Raw genomic sequence first — 25,285 nt, 5'->3', positions numbered from 1 at the left:
GGGCCGCCACGGGAACCGAACGAGTCTATGCCCGCCCCCGGCGCTTGCCCACTTGGCGTAGACCCCTAGCCAAGCTGGGGATGGTCAGAGGGCGGAGGCTCAGGCGTCCAGCGGCCGGGCAACGCAGTAGCGCGCCTTGCCGGCGCGCTTGGCGGCGTACATGGCGTCGTCGGCGCGGCGCAGCAGGCTGTCGGGGGCCTCGCCCGGCGTGGCCAGGGCCACACCCACGCTCGGGGTGACCACCGGGCGGCCCGCGGCCAGCAGGTGGGGCTGGCTCAAGAGCTCGAGGACGCGCTCGCACAGCCGGCCCACATCGGCCTGGCTGCCGGCGTCCTCGACGATGACGGTGAACTCGTCGCCGCCCAGGCGGCAGACCGCATCGACGGTGCGCACGCAGGCCTTGAGCCGCTCGGCCACGCCGCAGAGCAACTGGTCGCCCGCCGCGTGGCCGAGGGTGTCGTTGACCTTCTTGAAGCCGTCCAGGTCGACGAAGAGCAGGGCCATCAGCTGCTTGTGGCGGCCGGCGCGGGCCAGGGCCTCGGGCAGGCGCTCGTCGAAGCTGCGGCGGTTGGGCAGGCCGGTCAGGCTGTCCAGCCGCGCCATTTCGTCCAGCTCCTGCTGATGGCGCTTGAGCGCCGAGATGTCGCTGAACACGCGGGCATGGTGGGTGAGCCGGCCCTCGCCGTCGTGGATGCGGTTGCTGCTGAGCCAGATGTCCAGCACCCGGCCATCCGCGCAAACGAGGCGCGACTCGCCGACCCAGCGCGAGGCGTCGCCATCCGGGCCGCCATCAAAGGGCGGCAGCCCGGCGGCGCTGACCGGTCGGCCCTGCAGCGCCGCGATCGCATGGCCGGTGAGATGGCTGAAGGCCGGGTTGCAATCGATGATGCAGTCCTCGGCATCGCAGATCAGCACCGCGTCGGCCGTCTCGGCCAGCACGCGCGAGCCAAGGCGCAGCCGCTCGGCGCTGCCGCGTTTCTCGGTCACGTCCTCGGCCACGACCAGCAGGTGGTCGATGCGGCCGTCGTCCCCCATCACCGGCACCTTGAGGGTGTCGAAGTACTGGCGGCCGCTGGACGTGATGCGCAGTTGGTCGGGGAAGCGGCGCGGCCGCTGCTCGGCCAGCACCTGGGCGTCCTGGGCATCGAAGCGGGCGGCATCGGCCGGCTCGAACAGCTCGTGCACCGTGCGGCCCACCACCTGGTCAGCGCTCAGCTCGAAGCAGCGCTCGGCCGCGTGGTTCCAGAACAGGTAGCGGCCCATGGTGGCCGGCCGCGCGCTCTTGGCATAGACGGCCAGCGGCAGCACGTCCAGCAGGTTCTGCAGGAAGCGCTGCTGCTCGGCCTCGGCACGCTGGGCGTTGTGGCGCTCGCTGATGTCGCGGCTGAACAGGGCGAGGCCATCGTCCAGCGGCACGATCTGGTGCTGCAGCCAGTGTTCACGCAGGTGGGGCGAATGCCCGAGGCGCTCGCTCAGCATGGTCTGGCCGCTGGCCATGGCCAGCTCGATCTCGCTGACGATGCCGCTTTCACGCGCGCCCGGCAACAGCTCGCTGAGGCGCTGGCCCACCGGCTCGGTCACGTTCAGCAAGGCCTTGGCTCGGGCATTGGCATCGACCACCAGCAGGTCCACGAGGCCGCCCTTGGCATCGAGCTCGGCGCGCATCACCAGCACGGCATCCAGGCTGCCATCCAGCGTGGCACGCAGCCGCGCCTCGGTGGCACGCAAGCGCTGGCGGCTGGCGGCCAGCCGGCGGGACTGCAGGAACAACAGCACGGCCGCCGCCAGCATCAGCAGGCCCACACCCGCCGCTTGCAGCAGGATGCGCTGGCGATGCCCCTGGTAGGTGCTCAGCACGGTCTCGGCCCGCAGGCCCACCAGGACGCTGGCCGGATAACGGGCCAGCTCGGCCCGTGCGAGGAAGCGCAACTCGCCATCGATGCGGCTGGGCAAGGGCTCCATGCGCTGCTGCGCCGTGGCCAGCCGCTCGCGCAGATTGTCCATGTCGATCAGCTCGCCGTGGCTGAGCTGATCGTCGCGGCGGCGCACGCGCACGCGGCCGTCATGGCCGACCAGGCTCAGCGCCGTGCCGCGGGCCTCGCTGCCGCCCCCAGCCGAGATCAGCTGTGGCAGGCCTATCAGCGCGGTGACGCAGCCCATGAACTCGCCACGGGGGCCGTTCAGGCGGCGGGTCAGCGGCAGCAGCGGCTGTGGGCCCATGCCGGCCACCACCTCGGAAACACCGAGGTCCAGCGCGCCAGGCGCCAGCCGGCTGGCACGGTGGAAGAACTCGCTGCCTGCCACCACGGCGGGCAGCTTGCGGCTGCTCGCCTCGATCATGCGGCCGCTGGCATCGGTCACCAGCCAGGCTTGCAGGCCCTCATTGCCCAGCAAGTGCGCGGCCTGCGAAAGCCCCGGGCTGGTGCTGGCCGCCTCATTCAGCTTGACCAGCAGCTCCAGGCTTTGCGCGGCGCGGTCCAGCACGGCACTCGCGTGGGCTGCCAGCTTCTGCGCGCTGCGGTCGGCCTCGGTCTGGATCTGCTCGACCTCGGCCTGGTACTCCAGGCGCAGCAGCGACTGCACGTTGAGCCCCAGCAGCAGGAGCAGCAGACCCGCCGCAATGGCAATGCGGCCCGGCGACGAATTGAGCCGGTTGCGCCAGGTGGCCAGGTCGAACTTGGCAGGCATGGGAGAACGAGGGGAGAGCCGGGGGCGGTGCGTTGAGGGTCGCTGAGTGTATAGGTGGGGCGGGCCTGGTTGGCGGCCTTGCAGAGGGCTATTCTTGCGCGATGGACGAGCGGATCAAGCCCCTGCTGCCGGCGGTGCAGGCGGCCGAACTCAGCGCCTTGGAAGGCGACGTCGCGGCAGCGCTGGCGCAGATCAGGGCCATGCTGCCGCAGCTGCAGGATGCTGCTGCAGCGCCGCTGGCCGAGAGGCTCAGCACCCTGGCCGAGCGCTGCGGCGACTTCGAACTGGCGCTGCGCCTGTACCAGGCCTTCCATCGACTCGGCCGTGAAGCTTGGTCGCTAGGGTCGCTGAGCGAGCGTCCGGCGCTTGAAGCCCGCTGGCCCAGCCTGCTGCAAGCCGGCCGCCCCCTCTGCCTGGCCTTGTTGGCCCCCGACCAGCCGCTGGCCGGCGAGACGCTGGAGGCGGCGCTGCTGCAGATGGTGCAGTTGCAGCGCGGCCAATGCCGGGCCCATGACCTGACGCTCAGGCACGAACCCGATCGCCTGCTGCTGGTGCTGCTGGACATCGAGCTGTCCGCGGCCCGCCAGGCCTGCGAACGCGTGCGGCGCGTCATCCAGGCCCACGATTGGCCGGGCCTGGCGGTGGCGCCGGGCGGGCTCAGCGTCAGCATAGGCCTGAGCGCGCTGCGCGGGGCCGAGGCGCTGGACAAGCTGCAGGCGCGCGCCGAAGCCGGCCTCCAGGCGGCGCGGCGCGAAGGCCGCAACTGCGTGCGCGCCGGACTGCTGCCCGGCTAGGGTCTGCCCTGCCCCAGGGATTGCCGCCATAGGCGCCGCCATGGGCCCCGCCTACCATGGCCTGACTTCATAGGGGCCGCTCAACGCGAGAGGACCATGTTTGCGCTCAGGACCCGAGCCTTCCGGCTGAGCATGAGCCAGTGGATGCTGGTCATTTCGCTGCTCACGCTGCTGCCTTTTCTCGGCTTCGCCATCTATGCCGGCCAGCGCATGTTGAGCGAAGGCAGTGCCGACCGCGACCGCTACCTGCTCTCGGTCGCGCAAGACCGGGCCGGCGAGATCCAGCTGCTGCTGCACAAGGCCCAGACGCTGCTGCGTGTGCTGACCGTCTCCAAGGCTGCGCAACTGGGCGACCTGGCCGGCCTGCATGAGCTAGCCGTTGCCACGCGGCCCCTGCACCCCGATGCGGCCGATATCTGCCTGATCAGTATCGAGGGCCGGCCCCTGTTCTGCACCAGCCAGGCACTGGGAGCGGACCTGCCTCCCCCTCCTGCAATGCAGGGCGCGGCCGAACAGCTGCAAAAGGGCGAAATGGTCGTTTCATCGCTCTACATCGAGCCGGCCGGCAAGCAGCACGAGGTGGCATTGTCCGTGCCGCTGCAGCTGGGCCAGCTCGGCATGCACGAGCTGCGGCTGACCATACGCAGCCAGACGCTGTCGGCCCACCTGGCTCACACGGCGCTCAGCGGTGAGCTGCGCGCCGCCTTGGTCGACGACAGCGGCCTGGTGCTGGCCCGCAGCAGCGAGGCGCAGCGCTACGTCGGCCAGCAGGCCACCGAGAGCGTGCGCGCCCTGCTCAAGCTCAACAGCGGCAGCGTGATCGACACGCTGGGCCTGAGCGGACGCGACATGCGCATGGCCCAGGTGGCGGTGGCCGGCGCACCCTGGCACGTGGTGGCCGGCGTGCCGCGCGCGCAGCTGCAGGAGGCCGAGCGCAGCACGCTCTTGCAGCTCGCCCTGCTAGGTGCCATCTGCATCGCACTGAGCATCGCCTGCTCGCTGGCCCTCGGCCTCTACCTCGGCCGGCAAATGCGCAAAGTGGCGGCCTTCCACAGCACCGGCCCGGCCGACCTGGCGAGCGAGAGCGCCAGCTTCAATGTGCGCGAGCTGCATGTGGTGGCCCATGCGCTGGCCAATGCGGCCGAGAACGAGCGGGCCGCCAGCGACCAGGCGGCCCGCGCCCAGCTCGACGGACTCACCGGCCTGGCGCGGCGGCCCTTGTTCATCAGCAGCGGCCAGCGCATCGCGGCCGAGGCGCTGCGCCGCCGCCATTGCGTGGCCGCGCTCTACATCGACCTGGACGGCTTCAAGGCCTTGAACGACAGCCGCGGCCATGCCGCCGGCGACGCCGCCCTGGTGCGCGTGGCCGCGCTGATCAAGGACTGCATCCGCAGCGAAGACTGCGCCGGCCGCCTTGGTGGCGACGAGTTCGGCGTCTTCCTGAGCGCACCGGCCTCGGCCTTGCGGCACATCGCCATGGCGGTCAGCTCCCGCCTGGTCAGCCGCGTGGGCCAGTTGCCCGACGGCCTGGGCTGCAGCATAGGCATCGCGGTGGCCGAACAGCCGCCCTTCGAGATCGAGGCGCTGCTGGCCGATGCCGATGGCGCGATGTTCAAGGCCAAGAAGGCCGGCAAGAACCGCTGGAGTTTTTGACGAGCCCCTCGCCCGCGGGTACGCGGACGGTCCCCCGAGGGGACGCCGATGCTTGCGGCTTCGAGCCGCAGGCATCGTCATGGCGGGCCGGCTTGGGAGCGGCCCTGCGCTCGACCCGCGAAAGGCGGCGTCAGAGCGGGTCAGAACGGATTGATGGTCTTTTCCTTGCTGTAGCGCAGATAGCCCACGCTGGCGCCGGCCCGCAGGCCCACGCCCAGGCGGATCGGCGCCAGGGTCACGCCGCCGGCGCGCTGGTAGTTGATGCCGGCGCCGCCGACGTAATAGAAGCTGCCGTCCACGCCCGGATAGCGGCGGTAGATGGCGCCGATGTTGGGCAGTTTGTAGACCAGGGTGAAGACCTTGGCCGCGTTGGCGCCGGCGTCGAAGCCGATTGAGGGGCCGGCCCAGTAGACCTTGGCCGAGCCGCCGCCCTTCATCAGCAGCTCCCCCTCGCCGTAGCGCAGGCCCACGGTCAGCGCGGCGCTGCCTTCCTCGCCCTTGATATAGCCATTGGGACGGCCCTGCTCCTTGAAGGCCTTCTCGATCACCTTGGCGATGCCGGCCGCGCCATTGCCAAAGAACTCCAAGGCAGCGCTGAGCACCGTGTCCTGGTCATAGGTCGAGGCCTCGTCGTTGCCGGCCCAGACGGGCGCGGCGGCCAGGGCCGGCACGGCGGCCAGCAGTTGCAGGGCCTCACGGCGGTTCGGTTGATGGCTGTTGTCTTGCTTGCTCGTCATGCGCATTTCTCCTTTTTGGCGAAGCGACCCAGGAACATCTCCACGCAGTCGTCCAGCAGCTGCTGACCCTCAGCGGGCGTCAACGGCGGCTGGCCCATGGTGAGCTGCGGCCAGAAGGCCAGCGACTTGAGCATGCCCTGCAGCAGCGCCGAGCCGTACTGCGGATCGACCGGCTGCAAGCGCCCGTCCTGCTGGGCGGCCCTCAGCCAATCAGCAAGGCCCTGCTCCTTCTCACCCAGGCGGTCCACCATGTGCCGGGCCCTGTCGGGACTGTGCATCATCTCGGCCACCGCCACCCGCACCAGGTCCAGGAAGCTTGTATCGGTGAGTAAGCCCAGCTTGGCGGCGAGCAGCTCGCGCAGTTGCTCGCGCAAGGGCCGCTCGGGGCGGTAGGCCAGCTGGCCCAGGGCCGCGCTGCGCTTCCAGAGCTGCAGCAGGATCTCCGCGAACAGCTCGTCCTTGCTGGGGAAATGGTTGTAGACGGTGCGCTTGGACACCTCGGCCGCCGCCGCAATCGCATCCATGCTGGCGCGCTGGAAGCCATGCTGGCGGAACTGCGCCGTCGCGGCCGCCACGATGGCCTCGCGCTTGCGGTCGGTCAGGCGCTGGGGTTCGTCCTCGGAGACGGCGCTGGGGTCAGGAATTCTCGACATGGACAGAACTTTACACCGCGGGGTTTACTTTTCTGAATTCGATACTACACTGTGCAGTGTACTTATTGAATCCGTCCATGAAGCGCCGTTTGCTCTTCGCCCTCCTCTTTGTCCTGCTGAGCACCATGACCCTGCTGACCGCCTGCCAGACCCTCTCGCCCTTGTTTGCCGATCACAGCGGCTCGCCGCAGCAGGTCGAGGGGCGCTTCCGCAATGCCGTGCCACGCCAGGCCATGGGCCTGGGCAAGACCCTGGCCGTGTTCTGGAAGTTCCTGGTCGACAAGCCGGCCAATACCCGGCCCGACCAACCGGTGCCCGTCCAGGCCCTGAGCCGCGCCGAGCTGCTGGCCGCGCCGGACCAGAGCCTCTGGCGCCTCGGCCACTCGACCCTGCTCTTGAAGCTGGACGGCGAGTTCTGGCTGACCGACCCGGTGTTCGCCGAGCGCGCCTCGCCGGTGCAGTTCATGGGCCCGAAGCGCTTCCATGCGCCGCCGATCGGCATCGAGGAGCTGCCGCCCATCAAGGCCGTGATCCTGTCGCACGACCATTACGACCACCTGGACAAGGCCGCCATCCTGGCCCTGACCGGCAAGACCGAGCTCTTTCTCTCGCCGCTGGGCGTGGGCGACCGCCTGGTGCACTGGGGCGTGGACAAGGCCAAGGTCCGCCAGCTCGACTGGTGGCAGGAGATCACCGTGGGCGCCACCCGCTTCGTGGCCACGCCGGCCCAGCATTTCTCGGGCCGGAGCCTGAGCGACGGCAACCGCACGCTGTGGGCCTCCTGGGTGATGCTGGGCCGCGAGGCCCGCGTGTTCTTCAGCGGCGACACGGGCTACTTCGCTGGCTTCAAGGCCATCGGCGAACGCTTCGGCCCCTTCGACCTGACGATGGTCGAGACCGGCGCCTACAACGAGGACTGGGCCGACATCCACATGCTGCCGGAGCAAAGCCTGCAGGCCCACCTGGACCTGCGCGGCCGCCACATGCTGCCCATCCACAACGGCACCTTCGACCTCTCGCTGCATGGCTGGACCGAGCCCTTCGAGCGGATCTCGGCCTTGGCTCAAGAGCGGGGCGTGGCGCTCAGCACGCCGCAGATCGGCGAGCGCATCGCCATCCAGGCGCCGACGGCCGGCAGCCGCTGGTGGCGCTGAAGCCGGCCCACCAGACCGGATTCGTCGCCTTGCAGCCGGCTTCGTCGCATGCCGGACTGCACCGCCCTGGGGCACGACACAATGCGCCCCATGAGTTTCCCAGCCTCGTCGCCGCTCGCCACACCGATCAGCCCGGTTGCGGCGTTCCGGGGGGTGGTGAACCTGCCCACCAGCCTGGCGGTGTTCGCGATCTGCTTCGTGCACACGCTGTCGAGAATGCTGCCCACCAGCGCCTCCGAGGAAATGCCCCTCTGGGAATGGCTGCTGATGCTGCCGCTGTACCTGCGCCAGTCGCTGCTGGCCGGTTTCACGGTGCTGCTGGCCATCGCCCTGTCCGAGGCCTTGCTGGCCCGCTGGCGGCTGCGCGGCGCACCGCGCCTGCTGCTTCGGGGGCTGGCTGTGGCCTTCGGTGCCCTTGCCGGCACCTGGGTACGCCGCCTGGTCTACAGCTGGGGACGCGGCGAGCCCATGCCCGAGCTGGTCGTCAGCTGGTTCGTCGCCGCCTCGGGCCTGTGGTTTGCGCTGGGCTGCATCAGCTACGCCGTGTTGCTGCTGCAGCAACGCGAGCGCGCCACCCGGGCCGAGCTGCAACGCGTGCAGCGCGACCATGAGCAGTTGCAGGCCCAGCAGCTGGAGGCCCAGGTCTCGGCCCTGAACGCCCAGATCGAGCCGCATTTCCTGTTCAACACCCTGGCCAATGTGAAGCGGCTGTTCGAGACCAGCCCCGAACGCGGCCGCGACATGCTGCGCAGCCTGATTGCCTACCTGCGCGCCGCCCTGCCGAGCATGCGCAGCCCCGATTCCACGCTCGGCCAGGAGCTGGACCTGGTCAGCAACTACCTGACCATCCTGCAGATGCGCATGGGCGAGCGGCTTTCCTTCGGCATCGCCAGCGACGCCGAGCTGCAACAGGCCCGGCTGCCGCCCATGGTGCTGCCGACTCTGGTGGAGAACGCGATCAAGCATGGCCTGGCGCCGCTGCCCGAGGGCGGACGCATCGAGATCCAGGCAAGGCGGGAAGGCGCGGGCGCCTTGGTCGTTGAAGTGCGCGACAACGGCCAGGGCTTCAGCGGCAGCGGCGGCAGCGGCGTGGGCCTGGCCAATACGCGGGCCCGCCTGTCGGCGCTGTTCGGCGACGCGGCGGCCCTCGAGCTGGAGGCGGCCCAGCCGCGCGGCGTCGTGGCCCGGCTGCGCATGCCCATCCTCGGAGCAGGCACATGATGCGCCAGCTGCTGGCCGCCTGGCGCTCCTTGAGCAGTTCCGAAGCGCTGCTGATCCTGGGCCTCAGCCTGATGTTCAGCGCCATCGACCTGAGCGACCTGCTGCGCTTCAAAGCCGGCTCGCATTTCTGGGACGTGGTGACCCACCACCTCGTGACCTCGCTGGCCGCCGCTTCCGTGATCACGCTGTGCTGGCTGCCGGCCGACCGCTCCCGTGCCACCGGGCCGCGGCGCACACGCCGACTGGCCCTCGCCACGCTGCTCGGTTCGTGGTTGGCGGCCCTGACGATCTGGGAGCTGACACTGCACCTGCCCTGGCCCTCGATCACCCACCTGGCCGTCGCACGGAAGCAGTTGCCGATGCCGACGCTGACGCCCACGCTGCTTGCGTCCTTCACGCTGCAGGTGCTGCTGCCCGCCTCGCTGGTGGTGGTGGCCAGCGAGATGCTGCACCGCCAGCGCCACGCCACCGAAGACCTGCAACGGATGCTGGCTGAGCAGGCCCAGCTGCGCCGCCGCGCCATGGCCTCGCGCCTGGCGACGCTGCAAGCCCAGGTCGAGCCGCAGCTGCTGTTCGATGCGCTGGTGGACATCGAGCAGTCCTACGAGCAGCAGCAGCCCGATGCCGCAGCGCGCATGGAGCGCCTGATCCGCTATCTGCGCGTGGCCCTGCCGCGCCTGCGCGAAACCGGCACCACGCTGGAGGCCGAGGCCGACCTGCTGGACAGCTACCTGGACGTGATGCGCGACCTGCAGCCGCAGGCCCCTCGCCTGCAGCGCCTGTGGCCCGAGGGCCTCGGCCTGCAGGCCTTGCCGCCCATGCTGCTGCTGCCGCTGTTGCAGCAGGCGCTGCAGCGCGCTGGCGCACAAGCGCCCGCCACCTGCAAACTGGGAGCGCAACGCCGGGGCAAGGGCTTGAGCATCACGCTGGACTTCGACCGCCCCGGCCTGTGCGGCGACGCGCAGGAACTCGGCGAGCTGAACCAGCGCCTCACTTTGCTGGCCGGCGCCGAGGCGCGCCTGCATTGCCGAGGCGACACTGCCACCACCTTGTTCACCCTGGAGCTGCCTTGATGGGAGCGGGTCTGATGCGAAGCCTGAGCCACCCCACCGCCGTCGTTGCCGAAGACGAGGCCACGCTGCGCCATGAGCTGGTCGAACAGCTCGGCAAGCTCTGGCCCGAGCTGAGCATCGTGGCCGAGGCCGCCGACGGCGTGCAGGCGCTGCGCCTGCTGGACGAGTTCCAGCCCGACCTGCTCTTCCTCGACATCGAGATGCCCGGCGCCACCGGCCTCGACGTGGCCCGCCAGGTGGCCGGCCGCAGCCACGTGGTCTTCGTCACCGCCTACGACCAGTACGCCGTGGCCGCCTTCGACCAGGGCGCCGTCGACTACCTGCTCAAGCCGCTGGTACCCGCCCGCTTGTTCACCGCCATCAGCCGCCTCAAGCAGCGCCTGCAGCAGGGCCAGGCACCGGCCGAGCTCGGGAGCGTGCTGGAGCAGCTCGGCAGCCGCGCCACGGCGGGTGCCGCCCGAGCGCCGCTGCGCTGGATCAATGCCACGGTCGGCCAGGCGCTGAAGCTGATCACCGTGGACGAGGTGCTGTACTTCCAGTCGGACAACAAGTACACCCGTGTCGTCACCCGCGAGGGCGAGGCCCTGATCCGCAAGCCGCTGAAGGAGTTGGTGGACGAGCTCGATCCCCAGCAGTTCTGGCAGATCCACCGCTCGACGCTGGTGAACGCCATGGCCGTGGCCGCCGTGACCCGCGACTTCCGCGGGCGCATGCAGGTCAAGCTCAAGCACCGCGACGAGGTCTTGCTGGTGGCCGAGAGCTATGTGCACCTGTTCAAGCAGATGTGAGCCGGCGGCGCTGGTCTAGCGCTCGATCAGCTTGTTGTCGTCACCGCTGTTGACCACGCGGGTCTTGAAGCCGGCCGGCACCGACACGCGGTTGCTGCGGCCGGCAAAGTCGACCAGCTCGATCTTCGCCCCGGCCTCCACGATCACCTTGTTGCTGATGCCACTGATGATCAGGCGCTTGACCGTGTTGTCGGCTGCAATGGTGACCTCGCAGTCCCCACCCGTCACCTCGACGTCATAGACGTTGACCTTGTTGATGCGGGTCTTGACGCGCAGGCCGTCGACATAGACCACCGAACCGTCGTCGCTGCTGCCGCCGCAGCCCAGCAGGCTGGCGGGCAGGGCGAGCGAAAGACAGGCGATGCGGCGGCAGTAGAAATCGGGAATCAGGTGCATGGGATCGCTTCCGGTATGAGCAGCGTGCTCGACGCCGCGCAGTCTGCCGCCCCGCACATGAAATCGGCATGAAGCGCAGCCATGACCGGCGGCCGTCCGCCGCATCGCGCATACAGTGGCGCCCTCGCCTCAGCGGAGCCGCCACCATGCATCGCAGCCTTTCCGTCCTGCTGGCCCTCTTGTGCTGCCTGGTCCGGCAGGCGGCGCAAGCCCAGGCACCCAAACCGCCGCCCAATCTGATCGCCATCGACGCCAAGCTCGTGACGGCCGGCCAACCGTCCGCAGAATGGCTGGCCACACTGGCCGAGCAGGGCTTCGAAGCGGTGATCTACCTGGCGCCGCCGACGGTCGGCGATGCCGTGCGCGAGGAGCCCCTGATCGTCGGACGCCAGGGCCTGATCTGGGCCAACCTGCCCATCCGCTTCGACCGCCCGGCCGACGCCGACTACGAGGCCTTCGCAGCCCTGCTGTCCTCGCTACGCGGCAGGAAGGTGCTGGTGCACTGCCAGGTCAATATGCGGGCCTCGACACTGACCTTCCTCTACCGCGTGCTGGCCGAACAGGCCGACCCGCAAAAAGCCTGGGACAAGGTCGCAGGCGTCTGGACGCCGCAAGGGCCGTGGAAAGCGCTGATGCTGGAGCGGCTGCGCAGGAACGGCATCGCCTTCGATCCGTTCTAGGCGGCCGGCGATGGTGCCGGCCGGCGCAGCCGCCCCCAGGCTCAGATGAACAGGCGGATGATCTGGGCGGTCCAGGCCGCTTCCTTGTCGGCGCCCTTGGCCTCCCAGCGCTTCAGTTCCTCGGCGAGGTAGGCGCGCGCTTCGGACGTGCCCAGGTCGCCGATGGACTTGATCGCCATCGCCCGGTCCTGCCAAAGACCGTCGCGGTTCTCGTAGAGGCTCTTCAGCAGCTTGAACTTCTCGGCGCTGCCCAAGGTTCCCAGCGAGGAGATGGCAGCCAGGCGCACATACTCATCGGCGTGGCCGGTCAGCTGGACCAGGCGCTCCTGAGCACCAGGGTGATTGCTGAAGCCCAGCGCATAGACGTTCAGGTAGGCATCGCCTTCCAGCTTGATGCCGGCGTCGACACGGCCCAGCAGCGTGGCCAGCTGGCTGTCGCTGGCGCGCCAGCCGTAGACCTGGCCAGCAATCTTGCTCGCCAGTTCCTTGACGGCCAGACCCAGGGGCTGGCTCAGCGTCGGCTCGATCACTTCGTCGAAGCTCCAGACCGGCACCTTGCCGCGCTTGACGAAGGCGCTCATGCGCTTGCGGCCTGCGGGCGTGTCGACGTCGGCCGACAGGAAGGTGAAGGTCACGAAGGGCGAGAAGCCGCTGACCCGGTGATTGACCATCTTGAAGGTCTGCAGGTAGACGCCCGGCTGGCCGGCCTGCCCCTGGCTGACCCGCACCGCGATGCCACGCGACGCCAGCTCGCCCTGCAGATGCTCGGCCAGGAACGCAGCCGGCTCGACCGGACCCGCCTCGGTGCGCAGGGCCGCCGGCAGCAGGCCGCTGCTGAAGGTGCGGTCGGTCTCCTTGCGTTCGTCCACCAGGTTCAGTGTGGCCGGCTGCGGCGTGCTTGCTGCGCTACCGCTGATGCCGCTGGGCGCCGGTTTGCGGATCAGGTAGCTGCTGGGTGCGCAGGCGCTCAGCAGCGTGACCATGGAGAGCGCCAGCAGCAGGCGGGTGGACGTTCGTGCTCTTGTTCGAGTCATTTCTTCTTGAGTTCCCTGTTTGGAAGTTGGTGTCGATGGAAATCGCTGCCCGGAGCCGGACAGGGGCGCGATGCTAGCGGCAATACGGCGCAGCTTCGGGCTCGAAAGCTCGGTGATTTCCATCATTCGAGCCGGGCTGTCGCCCAGGCGACCTGTCGGCGCGCCGGCAGGACCACAATCGGCAGGCCCTTGTCGATACAGCCACGGAAGCCCGCCATGCCCAGCTCCCACTACCGCATCTGCCCCCTGTGCGAAGCCTGCTGCGGGCTGGAAATACGCACCGAGGGCTCGCAGATCATCAGCATCCGCGGCGCCGAGCACGATGTGTTCAGCCGGGGCTTCATCTGCCCCAAGGGCGCTTCGTTGAAAGACCTGCATGAAGACCCGGACCGGCTGCGCAGGCCGCTGATCAAGCGCGACGGCCAGTTCGTCGAGGCCAGCTGGGACGAGGCCTTTGCCGAGATCGGGCGGCGCCTGCTGCCGGTGCTGCGCGAGCATGGCCCCGATTCGGTGGCCGCCGTGGCCGGCAACCCCAGCGCCCACAAGATCAGCCTGCTGGCCTATTTCCCGCGCCTGGTGAAGGCGCTCGGCACACGCAATGTGTTCAGCGCCTCGACGCTGGACCAGATGCCCAAGCAGCTCTCCAGCGGCCTGATGTTCGGCCATTGGCTGTCCATTCCCGTGCCCGACATCGAGCGCTGCGACTGGCTGCTGATACTCGGCGCCAATCCCATGGTCTCCAACGGCAGCCTCTGGACCGTGCCGGACTATCGCGGCAAGGCCAAGGCCCTGCGCGCTCGCGGCGGCCGTATCTGTGTGATCGACCCACGCCGCACCGAAACCGCAGCGGCTGCGGACGAGCACGTTTTCATCAAGCCGGGCGGCGATGTGTTCCTGCTACTCGGCATGGTCCACACGCTGTTCGACGAAGGCCTCGTCAGGCCCGGCCGGCTGGCCGAGCACCTCAATGGTCTCGAGGAACTTCGCGCTGCCGTGCAGCCCTTCGCGCCGGAACTGACGGAAGTCGGCTGCGGCATCTCGGCCGCCACACAGCGCCGCCTGGCGCGCGAACTGGCCAGCGCCAAGGCGGGCGCCGTCTATGGTCGCATCGGTACCTGCACGCAGCGCCATGGCACGCTGAACAGCTGGCTGGTCGACGTGCTGAACGTGCTCAGCGGCCACCTGGACAAGCCGGGAGGGATGATGTTCCCCAAGGCAGCCGCCTTCGCGGCCAACACGGCCGGCAAGCCCGGCAGCGGCAAGGGAGTCAGCACCGGCCGGCGCAGCAGCCGCGTGTCCGGCGCGCCCGAGGTTTTCGGTGAGCTGCCGATCACCCTGCTGGCCGAAGAGATCGAGACGTCGGGTGAAGGCCAGGTGCGCGCGCTGATCAGCCTGGCGGCCAATCCTGTGCTGTCGGCCCCGAACGGCGCACGGCTGTCCACGGCCCTGGATCGGCTCGATTTCATGCTGAGCCTCGACATCTACCTGAACGAGACCAGCCGCCATGCCGACGTGATCCTCCCCGGCCTCTCGCCGCTGGAGGACCTGCATTACGACATGGCCTTCCCGCAGTTGTCCTTCCGCAACCATGCCCGCTTCTCCGAGCCGGTGTTCGAGCGCGAGGCGGGCCAGCCGGAGGAATGGGAGACGCTGCTGCGCCTCGCTGCCCTGGTCGAAGGCGGTGGCGCCAATGTGGACGTGCAGGCGCTCGACGACGCGGCCATCGCCGCCGATGTGAAGCGCTTTGCCGGCGAGCAAGCCGATGCGGTGCTGCGCGCGCTCGGCGATCAGCGCGGCCCCGAGCGCCTGATCGACCTGGCCTTGCGCAGCGGCCCGTACGGCGACCGCTTCGGCCTCAAGCCCGACGGCCTCACACTCGCGAAAATCAAGGCCGCACCCGGCGGCATCGACCTCGGGGCCTTGCAGCCGCGCATCCCCGAAGTCCTGCGCACGCCTTCGGGCCGCATCGAACTGGCGCCGCCGCTGCTGCTTGACCAGCTCTCGCAGCTGCGACCGCCAGAGACCAGCGATGGCCTGCTGCTGATTGGCCGACGCGACATGCGCTCGGGCAACAGCTGGATGCACAACCTGCCGGTGCTGGCCAAGGGGCCGGAGCGCTGCACCTTGCTGATCCATCCGGACGAGGCCGCCCGGCGCGCGCTGGTCGAGGGCTCGATGGCACGCGTGAGCACAAGCACCGGCAGCATCGTCGTGCCGGTGAGCCTCACGCCGGACCTGGGCCCCGGCGTGGTCTGCCTGCCCCATGGCTGGGGCCATGACCTGCCGGGCGCGCGATTGCAGCTGGCGGCCCAGCGGCCCGGTGCCAACATGAACGCCCTGCTGGCCGAAGGCCTGCGCGACCCGCTCTCCGGCAATGCGGTGCTGTCAGGTGTGCCGGTTGAAGTCACTGCGGCATGACGGATCGGAGGGGCATGGCTGCTGTGGTACATTCGGGCCCATAGAACCACACGAGACCGTTTCTACAAGGTCTTCAATCTGCAGCCCCGCATGTCTTACGCGCGGCTCGCTTCAGTTTCAACTCCCCCGTTTGACTGCTCTTGAGTGTTTCTGTCTCCGGACGCCGTTGTGGCCCCGGAGTGTTTTTCTACATTTGTTTTTTTCAAGGAACACATCATGACGATCCAAAACGGCACCGTGAAATGGTTTGACGACGGCAAGGGCTTCGGCTTCATCACCCCCGCTGACGGCGGCAAGGACCTGTTCGCCCACCACAGCGAAATCCGCAACGGTGGCGGCTTCCGCACCCTGGCCGAAAACCAGCAAGTCGAGTTCGAAGTCAAGCAAGGCCCCAAGGGTCTGCAAGCTGCGAACATCAAGCCGCTGTAATGGCGCTTGAGGTGGCGCGGGAGCGCCACCTGAAAAAACGGATGACGCTCAAGCGTCATCCATCCCAGGCCTCGCCGCTGGCCTCGTAGGCGGCAAACACCAATAACCAATCCGCGCCAAGACGACGGATGGCATCAGAAGAATCTCTCCTGCCTTCTCTCTCGATCAAGGCGCACACCTCAAGAAAGAAAACAATGCACAACAAGAGCATTGAGGTGGGGCGTTACCTTGTCTCACCGATGACCAAGCCTCTCACCGATGGTGGTTTCACCGCCGCGGTGTCGATCCGATCCGGCAACGGCCAAGCCAGCCACGACCGCGTCATGCGTTTCGTGCCGCGCTTCGACAGCCGCCGCGCTGCGCTGCGCTATGCAGTTCGCGAAGGCCAGGCCTGGGCGCTGGCCCACTGATCACCCAGAGTTCATCAACCCGAAAGAGAAAGCGCCTCCAAGGAGGCGCTTTTTTGCTTTCAGAGCTTGGCCGCGATCAGGACTTGCTCGCCCCGCCGCCCAAAGCCTTGTAGAGCTGCACGCTGTTGAGCGCCTGCGCGAGGCGCACCTGCACCAAGGCCTGTCGGGCCGCAAAGCTGGAACGCTGGGCGTCCAGCAGTTCGAAGCTGCTCGAAGCGCCGTTGGCGAAGCGCAGTTCCACCAGCTTGAGCCGCTGCTGCTCGGCCTGCGTCTGCTGGGCTTGTGCCTGCAGTTGCGCACTCAGCGTCATGCGGCCAGCCAGTGCATCGGCCACCTCGCGGAAGGCCGTCTGCACGGCCTTCTCGTACTGGGCGACTGCAATGCCTTGTGCGGCCTTGGCCGAGGCCAGGTTGGCCTGGTTGCGGCCGGCATCGAAGACCGGCATCAGCACCTGGCCGACGAAGCTCCAAGCCGTGTTGCTGAACAGGTCCGACAACTGGCTGCTGGCCGTGCCCAGATTGGTGGTCAGCGCGATGCTGGGGAAGAAGGCCGCACGGGCCGAACCGATGTTGGCTTCGGCCGCGCGCAGCTGCGCCTCGGCCTGCAACACGTCAGGCCGCAGGGCCAGCACCTCGGAAGGCACGCCGCCCGGCAGGTCGGACAAGCCCGTCAGCTCGGTGGCAGCAGCGGGCAGCGTGGCCGGCAGCGGCTGGCCGACCAACAGCACCAGGGCGTTCTCGTCCTGCAGGCGCTGACGTTCTGCGGCGGCCAGCGCCACCTGGGCACCAGCCAGCGCCGATTCGGCAGCGGCCAACTCCAGCGCCGAGGCCGCACCCGCGTCGTACTTCTGGCGCGTGAGGCGCAGGCTGTCGGTGCGCGTAGCGGCCGTACTGCGGGCCAGCTGCAGCAGCTCGTCGTCGGCCTGCAGGGCCAGGTGGCTCGAAGCCACGCCGGCGATCAGGGCGATCTGGGCCGCACGGGCGCCCTCGGCGGAGGCCAGGTAGCGGGCCGTCGCGGCATCGCCCTGGTTCTTGACCTTGCCGAACAGGTCCAGCTCGTAGGCGCTGATCTGCAGGCCAGCCTGGTAGGACGCCGTGATCGAGTCGTCCTTGCCCGGCGTGCGGCTGTTGGTAAAGCCGGCAGCCACGGTGGGCCAGCGGTTGGCATCCGCCACGCGAGCCAGGGCACGCGCCTGCTCGACGTTGAGCAGGGCGACGCGCAGGTCGCGGTTGTTCTTCAGCGCCAGCTCGATCAGTGCCTGCAGGCGGGCGTCGGCGCCGTAGAAGGTCTGCCAGGCCAGGGCCTGCGCGCTGGTGCCGCTCGCGGCGGCGGGCAGCGGCCAGCTCTCGGCCACCGGCGCCGCCGGGCGCTGGTGCTCAGGCGCCAGGTTGACGCAGCCAGCCAGGGCCAGGGCTGCGACCAGGCCGAGGATCTTCGTTGTTCTGGTTGTCATATCAGTGTTCCTCCGCCTTGGCTTCGATTTCATGCGCATACATGCGGCGTTGGCGTTCGCTGCCCTTGAAGATGCGTCGCACCACCAGGAAGAAGATCGGCACGAAGATCACGGCCAGCACGGTCGCGGCGATCATGCCGGACAGCACGCCGGTGCCGATCGCGCGCTGGCTCGCCGAGCCGGCGCCGGTAGCGAAGAACAGCGGCACCACGCCGAGGATGAAAGCCACCGAGGTCATCACGATCGGGCGGAAGCGCAGGTGGCAGGCCTCCAGCGTTGCCTCGATCAGGCCCTTGCCCTGGGCCTGCAGGTCCTTGGCGAACTCGATGATCAGGATGGCGTTCTTGGAAGACAGGCCAATGATGGTGATCAAGCCGACCTTCAGGTAGACGTCGTTCGGCATGTCGCGCAGCGTCACGCCAGCCAGCGCACCCAAGAGGCCCAGCGGCACGACCAGCATCACCGACAGCGGGATCGACCAGCTCTCGTACAGCGCGGCCAGGCACAGGAACACGGCCAGCAGCGAGAACACGAGCAGCACCATGGCCTGCGAGCCCGACAGCTTCTCTTCACGCGAGAGGCCGGTCCACTCGAAACCAATGCCCGGCGGCAGCTTGGCCACCATCGCTTCCAGCTCGGCCATGGCCGCGCCGGTGGAGGCGCCATGGGCGGCGTCGCCCGCCAGGCGCATCGCCGGATAGCCGTTGTAGCGCGTGGCCTGCATCTGACCGGTGATCCAGTGCGTGCTGGCGAAAGCGGACAGCGGCACGCTCTTGCCCTGGGCATTGGTCACGTTGAGGCGCAGCAGGTCTTCGGGCTGCATGCGGGCAGCAGCATCGGCCTGCACAACCACGCGCTGCAGGCGACCGGCGTTGGGGAAGTCGTTCACGTAGGACGAGCCCAGCTGGGTCGAGATGACGGCAGCCACGGCGTCGTAGCTGACGCCTTGGGCGTAGGCCTTGTCGCGGTCGATGTCGATCTGCAGCTGCGGCGCGTCTTCCAGGCCATCCGGTCGCATGCCAGTGATCAGCTTGCTCTGCGAAGCCATGCCCATCAGCTGGTTGCGGGCGTTCAGCAGGGCTTCGTGGCCGAGGCCGGCGCGGTCCTGCAGGCGCAGGGCGAAGCCCGTGGCCGTGCCGAGCTCAGGGATGGGCGGGGGCGACAGCGGATAGATGAAGGCATCGCGCACCTGCATGAAGGCGCCGAAGGCACGACCGGCCAGCGCGCTGGCGCTGTGCTCGGGTCCCTTGCGCTCGTCCCAGGGCTTCAGCGGCACGAACACCAGGGCGGCATTCTGGCCCTGGCCCGAGAACGAGAAGCCGATCACGCCGATGACGTTCTCCACCTCGGGCTGCTTCAGCATGAAGTCTTCGACCGCCTTGACAGCCGCCTCGGTGCGGTTGGTCGTGGCACCCGGCGGCAGCTGCACGTTGACGATCAGGTAGCCCTGGTCTTCATTCGGCAGGAACGAGGTGGGCATGCGCATGTAGAGGAAGCCCACGCCAGCGCAGATGGCGGCGTAGATGATCATCATGCGGCCGCTCTTCTTGAGCAGCTTGGCGACCCAGCCCTCGTAGCTCTTGGCCGTGCTCGAGAAGCCCCGGTTGAACCAGCCGAAGAAGCCGGTCTTGGCATGCGCATGACCCGCTTCCACCTGCTTCAGCAGCGTGGCGCACAGGGCCGGTGTCAGCGTCAGCGCCATCAGCGCCGACAGCAGGATGGCCGAGACCATGGCCATCGAGAACTGGCGGTAGATGTTGCCCACCGAGCCGGCGAAGAAGGCCATCGGCACGAAGACCGAGACCAGCACCACGGTGATGCCGATGATGGCACCCGAGATCTGGCTCATGGCCTTGACCGTGGCGTCACGGGGCGAGAGCCCCTCCTCGCTCATGATGCGCTCGACGTTCTCCACCACCACGATGGCGTCGTCCACCACGATGCCGATCACCAGCACCATGCCGAACAGCGTCAGCACGTTGATCGAGAAGCCATTGGCCAGCATCAGGGCAAAGGTGCCCAGCAAGGCGATCGGCACGACCAAGGTCGGGATCAGGGTGTAGCGCCAGTTCTGCAGGAACAGGAACATCACCAGGAACACGAGGATGATGGCCTCGACCAGGGTCTCGACCACTTGCGCGATCGAAACATTGACGAACTTGGACGAGTCGTAAGGCACGGCATAGACCACGCCTTCGGGGAAGTAGCGCTTCAGCTCGGCCATGCGCTCCTTCACTGCGGTGGCAGCCGCCAGCGCATTGCCGGTGGGCGCCAACTGAATGCCGATGCCGGTGGCCGGCTTGCCGTTCAGGCGCGAGTAGCTGCCGTAGCCCTGGCCGCCCAGCTCGATGCGGGCGACGTCCTTCAGGCGAACGGCCGAACCATCGGTGTTGGAGCGCACCACGATGTTGGCGAACTGGTCGGCGTTCTCCAGCTGGCCCTTGATGACGACCGTGGCCGACATGGTCTGGCTGCTGAGGTTGGGCAGGTCACCGATGGCGCCGGCAGGCACCAGCGAGTTCTGCGCGCGGATCGCGGCATTGACCTCGGCCGGGCTCATGTTGAAGCTGAGCATCTTGGCCGGATCCAGCCAGATGCGCATCGCGCGCTCGGTACCGAAGAGCTGGGCCTGGCCGATGCCGGGCAGGCGCTGGATTTCCGGAATGATGTTGCGCGAGGCGTAGTCGCCCAGGGCCACGGGGTCGAGCTTGCCGTCGCTGCTGGACAGCGTGACGAACAGCAGGAAGTTGTTGCGCGCCTTGTCGACGCGCACGCCCTGCTGGGTCACCGCGGCCGGCAGGCGCGGCGTGGCGCGGCCGAGGCGGTTCTGGATCTCGACCTGGGCCAGGTCGATGTTGGTGCCCGGCTCGAAGGTGACGGTGATCGCGCCCGTGCCATTGGCCTGGCTGACCGATTCAAGGTAGGCGAGGCCGGGGGCGCCGTTGAGCTCCTGCTCGATGACGGAGATGACGCTCTCGTCCAGGGTCTTGGCCGAGGCGCCGGGATAGACGGTGGAGATCACCAGCGAGGGCGGTGCCACCGTCGGGTATTGGGCCACCGGCAGCTTGGTGATGGCGACGGCGCCGAACACCAGGATGAACAGGGCCAGCACCCAGGCAAAGACTGGGCGGTCGATGAAGAAACGTGCCATGACGAATGAATCCTTCGCGGCTTAGCGGCTAGCGGCAGCCGAGGCGGGTGCAGCAGCGGCGGACGCGCTGCCCGCCGGCGACCACGGCACGGTCTTGACCGGCGCGCCAGGGACGAACATCTTCTGGAAGCCGTCGGCAATCACCTGCTCGCCCGGCTTCAGGCCGTCGATGACCAGCCACTGGTTGCCCTGGGCGGCGGTGATCTTGACCGGACGCGGCGCCGGCTTGCCATCGCTGCCCACGACCAGCACCGAGTCGCCGCTCGCGGCGCGGGTCACGGCCTGTTGCGGCAGCAGGATGCCGGCCGGCACTTCGGCCTGCGCCAGGCGCACGCGCACGTACTGGCCGGGCAGCAGCGCGCCCTCGGCATTGGGAACTTCGGCACGCAGCTGCACCTGGCCGGAGCTCGCGTCGACGCTCAGATCGGTGAACAAGAGCTTGCCGGGCTTGGCCAGCTCGGTGCCGTCGTCCTGCACCACGCGCACTTGCGCGGAGGCAGCGCCGGCACCACGGACCGAGCCCTTGGCCAGCGAGCGGCGCAGCTGCTGCACCTCGTTCGCCGACTGGGTGAAGTTCACGTAGACGGCCGAGGTCTGCTGGATCAGGGCCAGTTGCGTGGCTTCGGCAGCGCTCACCAACTGGCCTTCGCTGACCAGGGCGCGGCCGATGCGGCCCGAGATCGGGGCGGTCACATGGGCGTAGTCCAGGTTCAGCTTGGCGTTCGTGACGGCAGCTTTGGCAGCGGCCACATCGGCCTCGGCGCCCTTGGCGGCCGCGACGCTGGTGATGTATTCCTGCTGGCTGATCGCTCGGCTCTCGGCCAGCGGCTTGTTGCGCTCGGCCTGGGCGGCGGCCTGGCTCAGGTTGGCTTGCGCCTTGGCCAGGCTGGCCTGGGCGCTTTCAAACGCTGCTTGATAAGGCGCCGGGTCGATCTGGAACAGGGCCTGGCCGGCCTTGACCTCGGCACCTTCGGTGAAGAGGCGCTTCAGCACCACGCCGTTGACGCGGGCACGAACCTGGGCCGTGCGGATCGCCTCGACTCGGCCGGGCAACTCGGTCTGCAGGGCCACCGGCTGCAAGGCCGTGGTCACCACGCCGACCGTGGCCGGCGGCATGCCGCCGCCTCCACCCTGGGCCTGGGCATTGCCACCACCGCAACCGGTGAGGGCAGCGGCCACGGCGATGACCAGCGGCAGCAGATAAAGGGCCTGCGCACGCAGGCTGAGGGCTTGTTGGGGTGCAGTTCTGGCTTGCATGGTGTGCTTGGTGTCCTGGGCTAAAGGCTTCTTGATCAACACGACGGGCAGACCTTGCGAGTTTCGACAAGGTCTTGATTCAAATCTAGGGTTGGCCCGGAGTATATACATACATTCGCGTATGTATGTAAATCCCTTTAGAATCCAGGCCCATGGCACGCAAGACCAAACAGGAAGCGCAGGAAACGCGCGCCGGCATCCTTGATGCGGCGGAGCGCTTGTTCCATGCCCGGGGCGTGGCCAGCACCTCCTTGCAGCACATTGCCGAAGAGGCACAAGTCACCCGCGGTGCCATCTACTGGCACTTCAAGGACAAGGCCGAGCTGTTCGAGGCCATGATGGACCGGGCCACCATGCCGCTGGAAGAAGGCATGCAGCCGATGGCTGACCAGCCGGGCAGCGAGGTGCTGAGCCTCGCCGAGCTGCGCTGGGGCTTGGTCAACGTCTTCTTCTCGGCCATGCACAACGAGCGCACCCGCCGGGTCTTCGAGATCGCGATGACCAAGGTCGAGTACAGCGGCGAGATGCAGGCCCTGCAGGAGCGCAAGCTCACGGCGCACCGCGATTGGCGCGCGCAGAACCGAGCCTCGTTCGAGAAGGCCATCGCAGCCGGCCAGTTGCCTGCGGGCACCAATACCGAGGTGGCGGCCATCGCCCTCGTGGCCCTGGTCGACGGCCTGCTCCACCAATGGATCCTGGAGCCCGGCGCCTTCGACCTGGTGGCGGTGGGCCAGGCTTCCGTCGAGGGATTCCTGACCAGCCTCGCCCAGCGCAGCAGCCCGCTGCTGCCCGCCATGACCCCAGAAGAAACCGCGCGCCTCGGCCTGCAGGGTTGCTGCCGGCGCAGCGCGACGTCGAATTAGTCACCGACCGCCCCGCCGGTCTTGACGGTCTTTGACCCGGGTTTGCCCGAGGTCAAGGACAATAGCGGGTTACGCGAAAGAACCAGCCGTGTCCGCACACCCCGCCATCGTCCCGCCCAAGCCCTCCAAGGCCCTGACCGCTTACCGCCCCTTCTGGGCCAAGCGCTTCGGGCCGGCGCCCTTCTTGCCGATGAGCCGTGCCGAGATGGACCAGCTCGGCTGGGACAGCTGCGACATCATCATCGTCACCGGCGATGCCTATGTGGACCACCCCAGCTTCGGCATGGCCGTGATCGGCCGCACGCTGGAGGCGCAAGGCTTTCGCGTCGGCATCATTGCCCAGCCGGACTGGCAGAGCGCCGAGCCCTTCAAGGCGCTCGGAAAGCCGAACCTGTTCTTCGGCGTGGCCGCCGGCAACATGGATTCGATGATCAACCGCTACACGGCCGACCGGAAGATCCGCTCGGACGACGCCTACACGCCCGGCGGCGAAGGCGGCAAGCGGCCGGACCGCGCGACCCTGGTCTACACCCAGCGCTGCAAGGAAGCCTGGAGCGACGTGCCCATCGTGATCGGCGGCATCGAGGCCTCGCTGCGCCGCATTGCGCATTACGACTACTGGCAGGACAAGGTCCGCCGCTCCATCCTCGTCGATGCCAAGGCCGACCTGCTGGTCTACGGCAATGCCGAGCGCGCCATCGTCGAGATCGCCCACCGCCTCGCGCAGAAGAAGCCGGTCGAGAGCCTCACCGACATCCGCGGCACGGCCTTCATGCGCCGCACCGACGACCCGACCTCGCATGAATGGTTCCAGCTCGACTCGACCACGGTGGACACGCCCGGCCGCGTCGACGAGCTGATCAGCCCCTACCAGACCATCGAAGAGACGGCGGCTGACAAGGGCGGCTCGTGCTCTGCGAATGGCGACAACACCGGCACCGCGCCCGACGGCTCCAAGCCCATCACCATCCACCGCACCGGGAAAATCGCCCTGCCGCCGCGCGACAAGACCGTGATCCGCCTGCCCGCCTATGAGCAGGTCAAGAGCGACCCGGTGCTCTACGCCCACGCCAACCGCGTGCTGCACCTGGAGACCAACCCGGGCAATGCCCGCGCCCTGGTCCAGCGGCATGGCGACCGCGACCTCTGGATCAACCCGCCGCCCATCCCGCTCTCGACCGACGAGATGGACCATGTCTTCGACCTGCCCTACGCCCGCTCGCCCCACCCGAGCTATGCGGACGCGGCCGGCAGCCACGACGGCGCGACCAAGATCCCGGCCTGGGAAATGATCCGCTTCAGCGTGAACATCATGCGCGGCTGCTTCGGCGGCTGCACCTTCTGCTCGATCACCGAGCACGAGGGCCGCATCATCCAGAGCCGCAGCGAAGACTCCGTGATCCGCGAGATCGAGGAGATGCGCGACAAGGTCAAGGGCTTCACCGGCGTGGTCTCCGACCTCGGCGGCCCCACGGCCAACATGTACCGCATCGGTTGCAAGAGCCCCGAGATCGAGGCCGCCTGCCGCAAGCCGAGCTGCGTCTACCCGGGCATCTGCCCGAACCTGAACACCAGCCACGACCCCTTGATCAAGATGTACCGCCGCGCGCGGGCCTTGAAGGGCGTCAAGAAGATCCTGATCGGCTCGGGCCTGCGCTACGACCTGGCGATCAAGAGCCCCGAGTACATCAAGGAGCTGGTCACCCACCACGTGGGCGGCTACCTGAAGATCGCGCCCGAGCACACCGAGGGCGGCCCGCTGTCCAAGATGATGAAGCCGGGCATAGGCACCTACGACAAGTTCAAGCAGCTGTTCGAGGCCGCGAGCGAAGCGGCGGGCAAGAAGCAGTACCTGATCCCCTACTTCATCGCCGCCCACCCGGGCACCTCGGACGAGGACATGATGAACCTGGCGATCTGGCTCAAGCGCAACGGTTTCCGGGCCGACCAGGTGCAGACCTTCTACCCGAGCCCCATGGCCACCGCCACGGCCATGTACCACTCGAACAAGAACCCCTTGAGGAAGGTCACCCGCGACAGCGAAACCGTGGACATCGTCCGTGGCGACCGCCGCCGCCGCCTGCACAAGGCCTTCCTGCGCTACCACGACGCCAACAACTGGCCGCTGCTGCGCGAGGCGCTGAAGGCCATGGGCCGCTCCGACCTGATCGGCAATGGCAAGCACCACCTGATCCCGACCTACCAGCCCACGACCGACGGCGCCTACGAAAGCGCCCGCCGCAAGAACTCGACCGTGGCCGGCAGCTCGGCCAAGCCCACGGTGGCCAAGTCTGCCCCGGGCAAACCCTCGATGCAGCCGGCCCGCCCCCCGCGTGGCCGCATGCTGACCTCGCACACCGGCCTGCCGCCGCGCGAGACAGGCAGCAGCACATGCGGCAAGAAGCCGCGCTGAACCGGCGCGGCGCTGAGCCA

Annotated in this window: 20 protein-coding genes; 12 read left to right on the top strand and 8 right to left on the bottom strand. The window is 68.3% G+C overall.

Going from position 1 to position 25,285, the window contains the following annotated elements:
• Nucleotides 1–99: 99 nt before the first annotated feature.
• Nucleotides 100–2,688 carry a diguanylate cyclase gene (locus J7U46_RS18795; protein ID WP_282828582.1) on the bottom strand — a complete coding sequence of 863 codons (2,589 nt, stop codon included), beginning with the start codon at nt 2,686–2,688 and terminating at the stop codon, nt 100–102.
• A 101-nt stretch (nt 2,689–2,789) separates the two neighbouring features.
• Between J7U46_RS18795 and J7U46_RS18790 the strand changes: the two genes are divergently transcribed.
• Together J7U46_RS18790 and J7U46_RS18785 are read left to right on the top strand one after the other, a co-directional pair.
• On the top strand, nt 2,790–3,482 hold the full coding sequence (locus J7U46_RS18790) for a diguanylate cyclase (RefSeq protein ID WP_282828580.1): 693 nt from the start codon (nt 2,790–2,792) through the stop codon (nt 3,480–3,482).
• Nucleotides 3,483–3,578: 96 nt separating this feature from the next.
• Nucleotides 3,579–5,135: a sensor domain-containing diguanylate cyclase gene (locus tag J7U46_RS18785; RefSeq protein ID WP_282828578.1), complete on the top strand. Its 1,557-nt coding sequence runs from the start codon at nt 3,579–3,581 to the stop codon at nt 5,133–5,135.
• Nucleotides 5,136–5,275: 140 nt separating this feature from the next.
• Here the strand turns inward: J7U46_RS18785 and J7U46_RS18780 are convergent, their stop codons facing one another.
• Together J7U46_RS18780 and J7U46_RS18775 are read right to left on the bottom strand one after the other, a co-directional pair.
• Nucleotides 5,276–5,872, bottom strand: coding sequence for a DUF1134 domain-containing protein (locus tag J7U46_RS18780; RefSeq protein WP_282828577.1), 597 nt, complete (start codon nt 5,870–5,872; stop codon nt 5,276–5,278).
• The gene (locus tag J7U46_RS18775) at nt 5,869–6,525 is read right to left on the bottom strand and encodes a TetR/AcrR family transcriptional regulator (RefSeq protein WP_282828576.1); all 657 of its coding nucleotides are present in this window, start codon (nt 6,523–6,525) and stop codon (nt 5,869–5,871) included. Before J7U46_RS18775 ends, J7U46_RS18780 begins: the two co-directional genes overlap by 4 nt.
• Nucleotides 6,526–6,602: 77 nt before the next feature.
• Here J7U46_RS18775 and J7U46_RS18770 point away from each other — a divergent pair, with 77 nt between their 5' ends.
• The 4 genes from J7U46_RS18770 (at nt 6,603) to J7U46_RS18755 (ending at nt 10,761) form a co-directional block, all read left to right on the top strand.
• Complete coding sequence (locus J7U46_RS18770; protein ID WP_282828575.1) at nt 6,603–7,679, top strand: MBL fold metallo-hydrolase; 1,077 nt, start codon at nt 6,603–6,605, stop codon at nt 7,677–7,679.
• 90 nt (nt 7,680–7,769) lie between these two features.
• A complete protein-coding gene (locus tag J7U46_RS18765) occupies nt 7,770–8,900 on the top strand; it encodes a histidine kinase (protein ID WP_282828573.1) in 1,131 nt (376 codons plus the stop codon).
• Nucleotides 8,897–9,973, top strand: coding sequence for a histidine kinase (locus J7U46_RS18760; RefSeq protein ID WP_282828571.1), 1,077 nt, complete (start codon nt 8,897–8,899; stop codon nt 9,971–9,973). The genes J7U46_RS18765 and J7U46_RS18760 overlap by 4 nt, the downstream gene beginning before the upstream one ends.
• 14 nt (nt 9,974–9,987) lie before the next feature.
• Entirely contained in the window at nt 9,988–10,761 is a 774-nt protein-coding gene (locus tag J7U46_RS18755; RefSeq protein WP_282828569.1) for a LytTR family DNA-binding domain-containing protein, read from the top strand.
• Nucleotides 10,762–10,776: 15 nt separating this feature from the next.
• Here J7U46_RS18755 and J7U46_RS18750 read toward each other — a convergent pair whose 3' ends face one another.
• A complete protein-coding gene (locus J7U46_RS18750) occupies nt 10,777–11,157 on the bottom strand; it encodes a DUF3060 domain-containing protein (protein WP_282828567.1) in 381 nt (126 codons plus the stop codon).
• A gap of 146 nt (nt 11,158–11,303) precedes the next feature.
• Between J7U46_RS18750 and J7U46_RS18745 the strand changes: the two genes are divergently transcribed.
• Nucleotides 11,304–11,837 (top strand): protein tyrosine phosphatase family protein, encoded by a 534-nt coding sequence (locus tag J7U46_RS18745; protein ID WP_282828565.1) that lies wholly within the window; start codon nt 11,304–11,306, stop codon nt 11,835–11,837.
• Between the two features lie 41 nt (nt 11,838–11,878).
• On the opposite strand, the gene J7U46_RS18740 is transcribed toward J7U46_RS18745, so the two are convergent.
• Nucleotides 11,879–12,871, bottom strand: a complete 993-nt coding sequence (locus J7U46_RS18740; protein ID WP_282828563.1) for a HEAT repeat domain-containing protein — start codon at nt 12,869–12,871, stop codon at nt 11,879–11,881.
• 216 nt (nt 12,872–13,087) lie between these two features.
• On the opposite strand from J7U46_RS18740, the gene J7U46_RS18735 reads away from it, so the two are divergent.
• The 3 genes from J7U46_RS18735 to J7U46_RS18725 all read left to right on the top strand — a co-directional run bounded on the left by J7U46_RS18735 (nt 13,088) and on the right by J7U46_RS18725 (nt 16,128).
• Complete coding sequence (locus J7U46_RS18735; RefSeq protein ID WP_282828561.1) at nt 13,088–15,289, top strand: molybdopterin-dependent oxidoreductase; 2,202 nt, start codon at nt 13,088–13,090, stop codon at nt 15,287–15,289.
• A 222-nt stretch (nt 15,290–15,511) separates the two neighbouring features.
• Complete coding sequence (locus tag J7U46_RS18730) at nt 15,512–15,718, top strand: cold-shock protein (protein ID WP_282828791.1); 207 nt, start codon at nt 15,512–15,514, stop codon at nt 15,716–15,718.
• Between the two features lie 194 nt (nt 15,719–15,912).
• Nucleotides 15,913–16,128, top strand: a complete 216-nt coding sequence (locus J7U46_RS18725; protein ID WP_282828559.1) for a hypothetical protein — start codon at nt 15,913–15,915, stop codon at nt 16,126–16,128.
• Nucleotides 16,129–16,204: 76 nt separating this feature from the next.
• Here J7U46_RS18725 and J7U46_RS18720 read toward each other — a convergent pair whose 3' ends face one another.
• Genes J7U46_RS18720 through J7U46_RS18710 form a run of 3 tightly spaced genes read right to left on the bottom strand, consistent with a single transcriptional unit; the run spans nt 16,205 to nt 21,848 of the window.
• The gene (locus J7U46_RS18720) at nt 16,205–17,581 is read right to left on the bottom strand and encodes an efflux transporter outer membrane subunit (protein ID WP_282828557.1); all 1,377 of its coding nucleotides are present in this window, start codon (nt 17,579–17,581) and stop codon (nt 16,205–16,207) included.
• Nucleotide 17,582: 1 nt separating this feature from the next.
• The gene (locus J7U46_RS18715) at nt 17,583–20,732 is read right to left on the bottom strand and encodes an efflux RND transporter permease subunit (RefSeq protein WP_282828554.1); all 3,150 of its coding nucleotides are present in this window, start codon (nt 20,730–20,732) and stop codon (nt 17,583–17,585) included.
• Between the two features lie 21 nt (nt 20,733–20,753).
• The gene (locus J7U46_RS18710) at nt 20,754–21,848 is read right to left on the bottom strand and encodes an efflux RND transporter periplasmic adaptor subunit (protein ID WP_282828789.1); all 1,095 of its coding nucleotides are present in this window, start codon (nt 21,846–21,848) and stop codon (nt 20,754–20,756) included.
• Between the two features lie 293 nt (nt 21,849–22,141).
• On the opposite strand from J7U46_RS18710, the gene J7U46_RS18705 reads away from it, so the two are divergent.
• Together J7U46_RS18705 and J7U46_RS18700 are read left to right on the top strand one after the other, a co-directional pair.
• A complete protein-coding gene (locus J7U46_RS18705) occupies nt 22,142–22,852 on the top strand; it encodes a TetR family transcriptional regulator (protein ID WP_282828552.1) in 711 nt (236 codons plus the stop codon).
• Between the two features lie 88 nt (nt 22,853–22,940).
• On the top strand, nt 22,941–25,265 hold the full coding sequence (locus tag J7U46_RS18700; RefSeq protein WP_282828550.1) for a YgiQ family radical SAM protein: 2,325 nt from the start codon (nt 22,941–22,943) through the stop codon (nt 25,263–25,265).
• The last annotated feature ends 20 nt before the right edge of the window (nt 25,266–25,285 follow it).

The sequence above is a fragment of the Pelomonas sp. V22 genome (genome assembly GCF_030014915.1).
In the GTDB taxonomy this organism is placed as follows: domain Bacteria; phylum Pseudomonadota; class Gammaproteobacteria; order Burkholderiales; family Burkholderiaceae_C; genus JAUASW01.
Note: the sequence above shows the minus strand (reverse complement) of the source record. Positions and strands in the feature narration are given on the sequence as shown.

Excerpts from the sequence above, each read along its gene's own strand:
- J7U46_RS18795 (WP_282828582.1), bottom strand. The coding sequence starts at position 2,688 with ATGCCTGCCAAGTTCGACCTGGCCACCTGGCGCAACCGGCTCAATTCG.
- J7U46_RS18790 (WP_282828580.1), top strand. The coding sequence starts at position 2,790 with ATGGACGAGCGGATCAAGCCCCTGCTGCCGGCGGTGCAGGCGGCCGAA.
- J7U46_RS18785 (WP_282828578.1), top strand. The coding sequence starts at position 3,579 with ATGTTTGCGCTCAGGACCCGAGCCTTCCGGCTGAGCATGAGCCAGTGG.
- J7U46_RS18780 (WP_282828577.1), bottom strand. The coding sequence starts at position 5,872 with ATGACGAGCAAGCAAGACAACAGCCATCAACCGAACCGCCGTGAGGCC.
- J7U46_RS18775 (WP_282828576.1), bottom strand. The coding sequence starts at position 6,525 with ATGTCGAGAATTCCTGACCCCAGCGCCGTCTCCGAGGACGAACCCCAG.
- J7U46_RS18770 (WP_282828575.1), top strand. The coding sequence starts at position 6,603 with ATGAAGCGCCGTTTGCTCTTCGCCCTCCTCTTTGTCCTGCTGAGCACC.
- J7U46_RS18765 (WP_282828573.1), top strand. The coding sequence starts at position 7,770 with ATGAGTTTCCCAGCCTCGTCGCCGCTCGCCACACCGATCAGCCCGGTT.
- J7U46_RS18760 (WP_282828571.1), top strand. The coding sequence starts at position 8,897 with ATGATGCGCCAGCTGCTGGCCGCCTGGCGCTCCTTGAGCAGTTCCGAA.
- J7U46_RS18755 (WP_282828569.1), top strand. The coding sequence starts at position 9,988 with ATGCGAAGCCTGAGCCACCCCACCGCCGTCGTTGCCGAAGACGAGGCC.
- J7U46_RS18750 (WP_282828567.1), bottom strand. The coding sequence starts at position 11,157 with ATGCACCTGATTCCCGATTTCTACTGCCGCCGCATCGCCTGTCTTTCG.
- J7U46_RS18745 (WP_282828565.1), top strand. The coding sequence starts at position 11,304 with ATGCATCGCAGCCTTTCCGTCCTGCTGGCCCTCTTGTGCTGCCTGGTC.
- J7U46_RS18740 (WP_282828563.1), bottom strand. The coding sequence starts at position 12,871 with ATGACTCGAACAAGAGCACGAACGTCCACCCGCCTGCTGCTGGCGCTC.
- J7U46_RS18735 (WP_282828561.1), top strand. The coding sequence starts at position 13,088 with ATGCCCAGCTCCCACTACCGCATCTGCCCCCTGTGCGAAGCCTGCTGC.
- J7U46_RS18725 (WP_282828559.1), top strand. The coding sequence starts at position 15,913 with ATGCACAACAAGAGCATTGAGGTGGGGCGTTACCTTGTCTCACCGATG.
- J7U46_RS18720 (WP_282828557.1), bottom strand. The coding sequence starts at position 17,581 with ATGACAACCAGAACAACGAAGATCCTCGGCCTGGTCGCAGCCCTGGCC.
- J7U46_RS18715 (WP_282828554.1), bottom strand. The coding sequence starts at position 20,732 with ATGGCACGTTTCTTCATCGACCGCCCAGTCTTTGCCTGGGTGCTGGCC.
- J7U46_RS18710 (WP_282828789.1), bottom strand. The coding sequence starts at position 21,848 with ATGCCGCCGGCCACGGTCGGCGTGGTGACCACGGCCTTGCAGCCGGTG.
- J7U46_RS18705 (WP_282828552.1), top strand. The coding sequence starts at position 22,142 with ATGGCACGCAAGACCAAACAGGAAGCGCAGGAAACGCGCGCCGGCATC.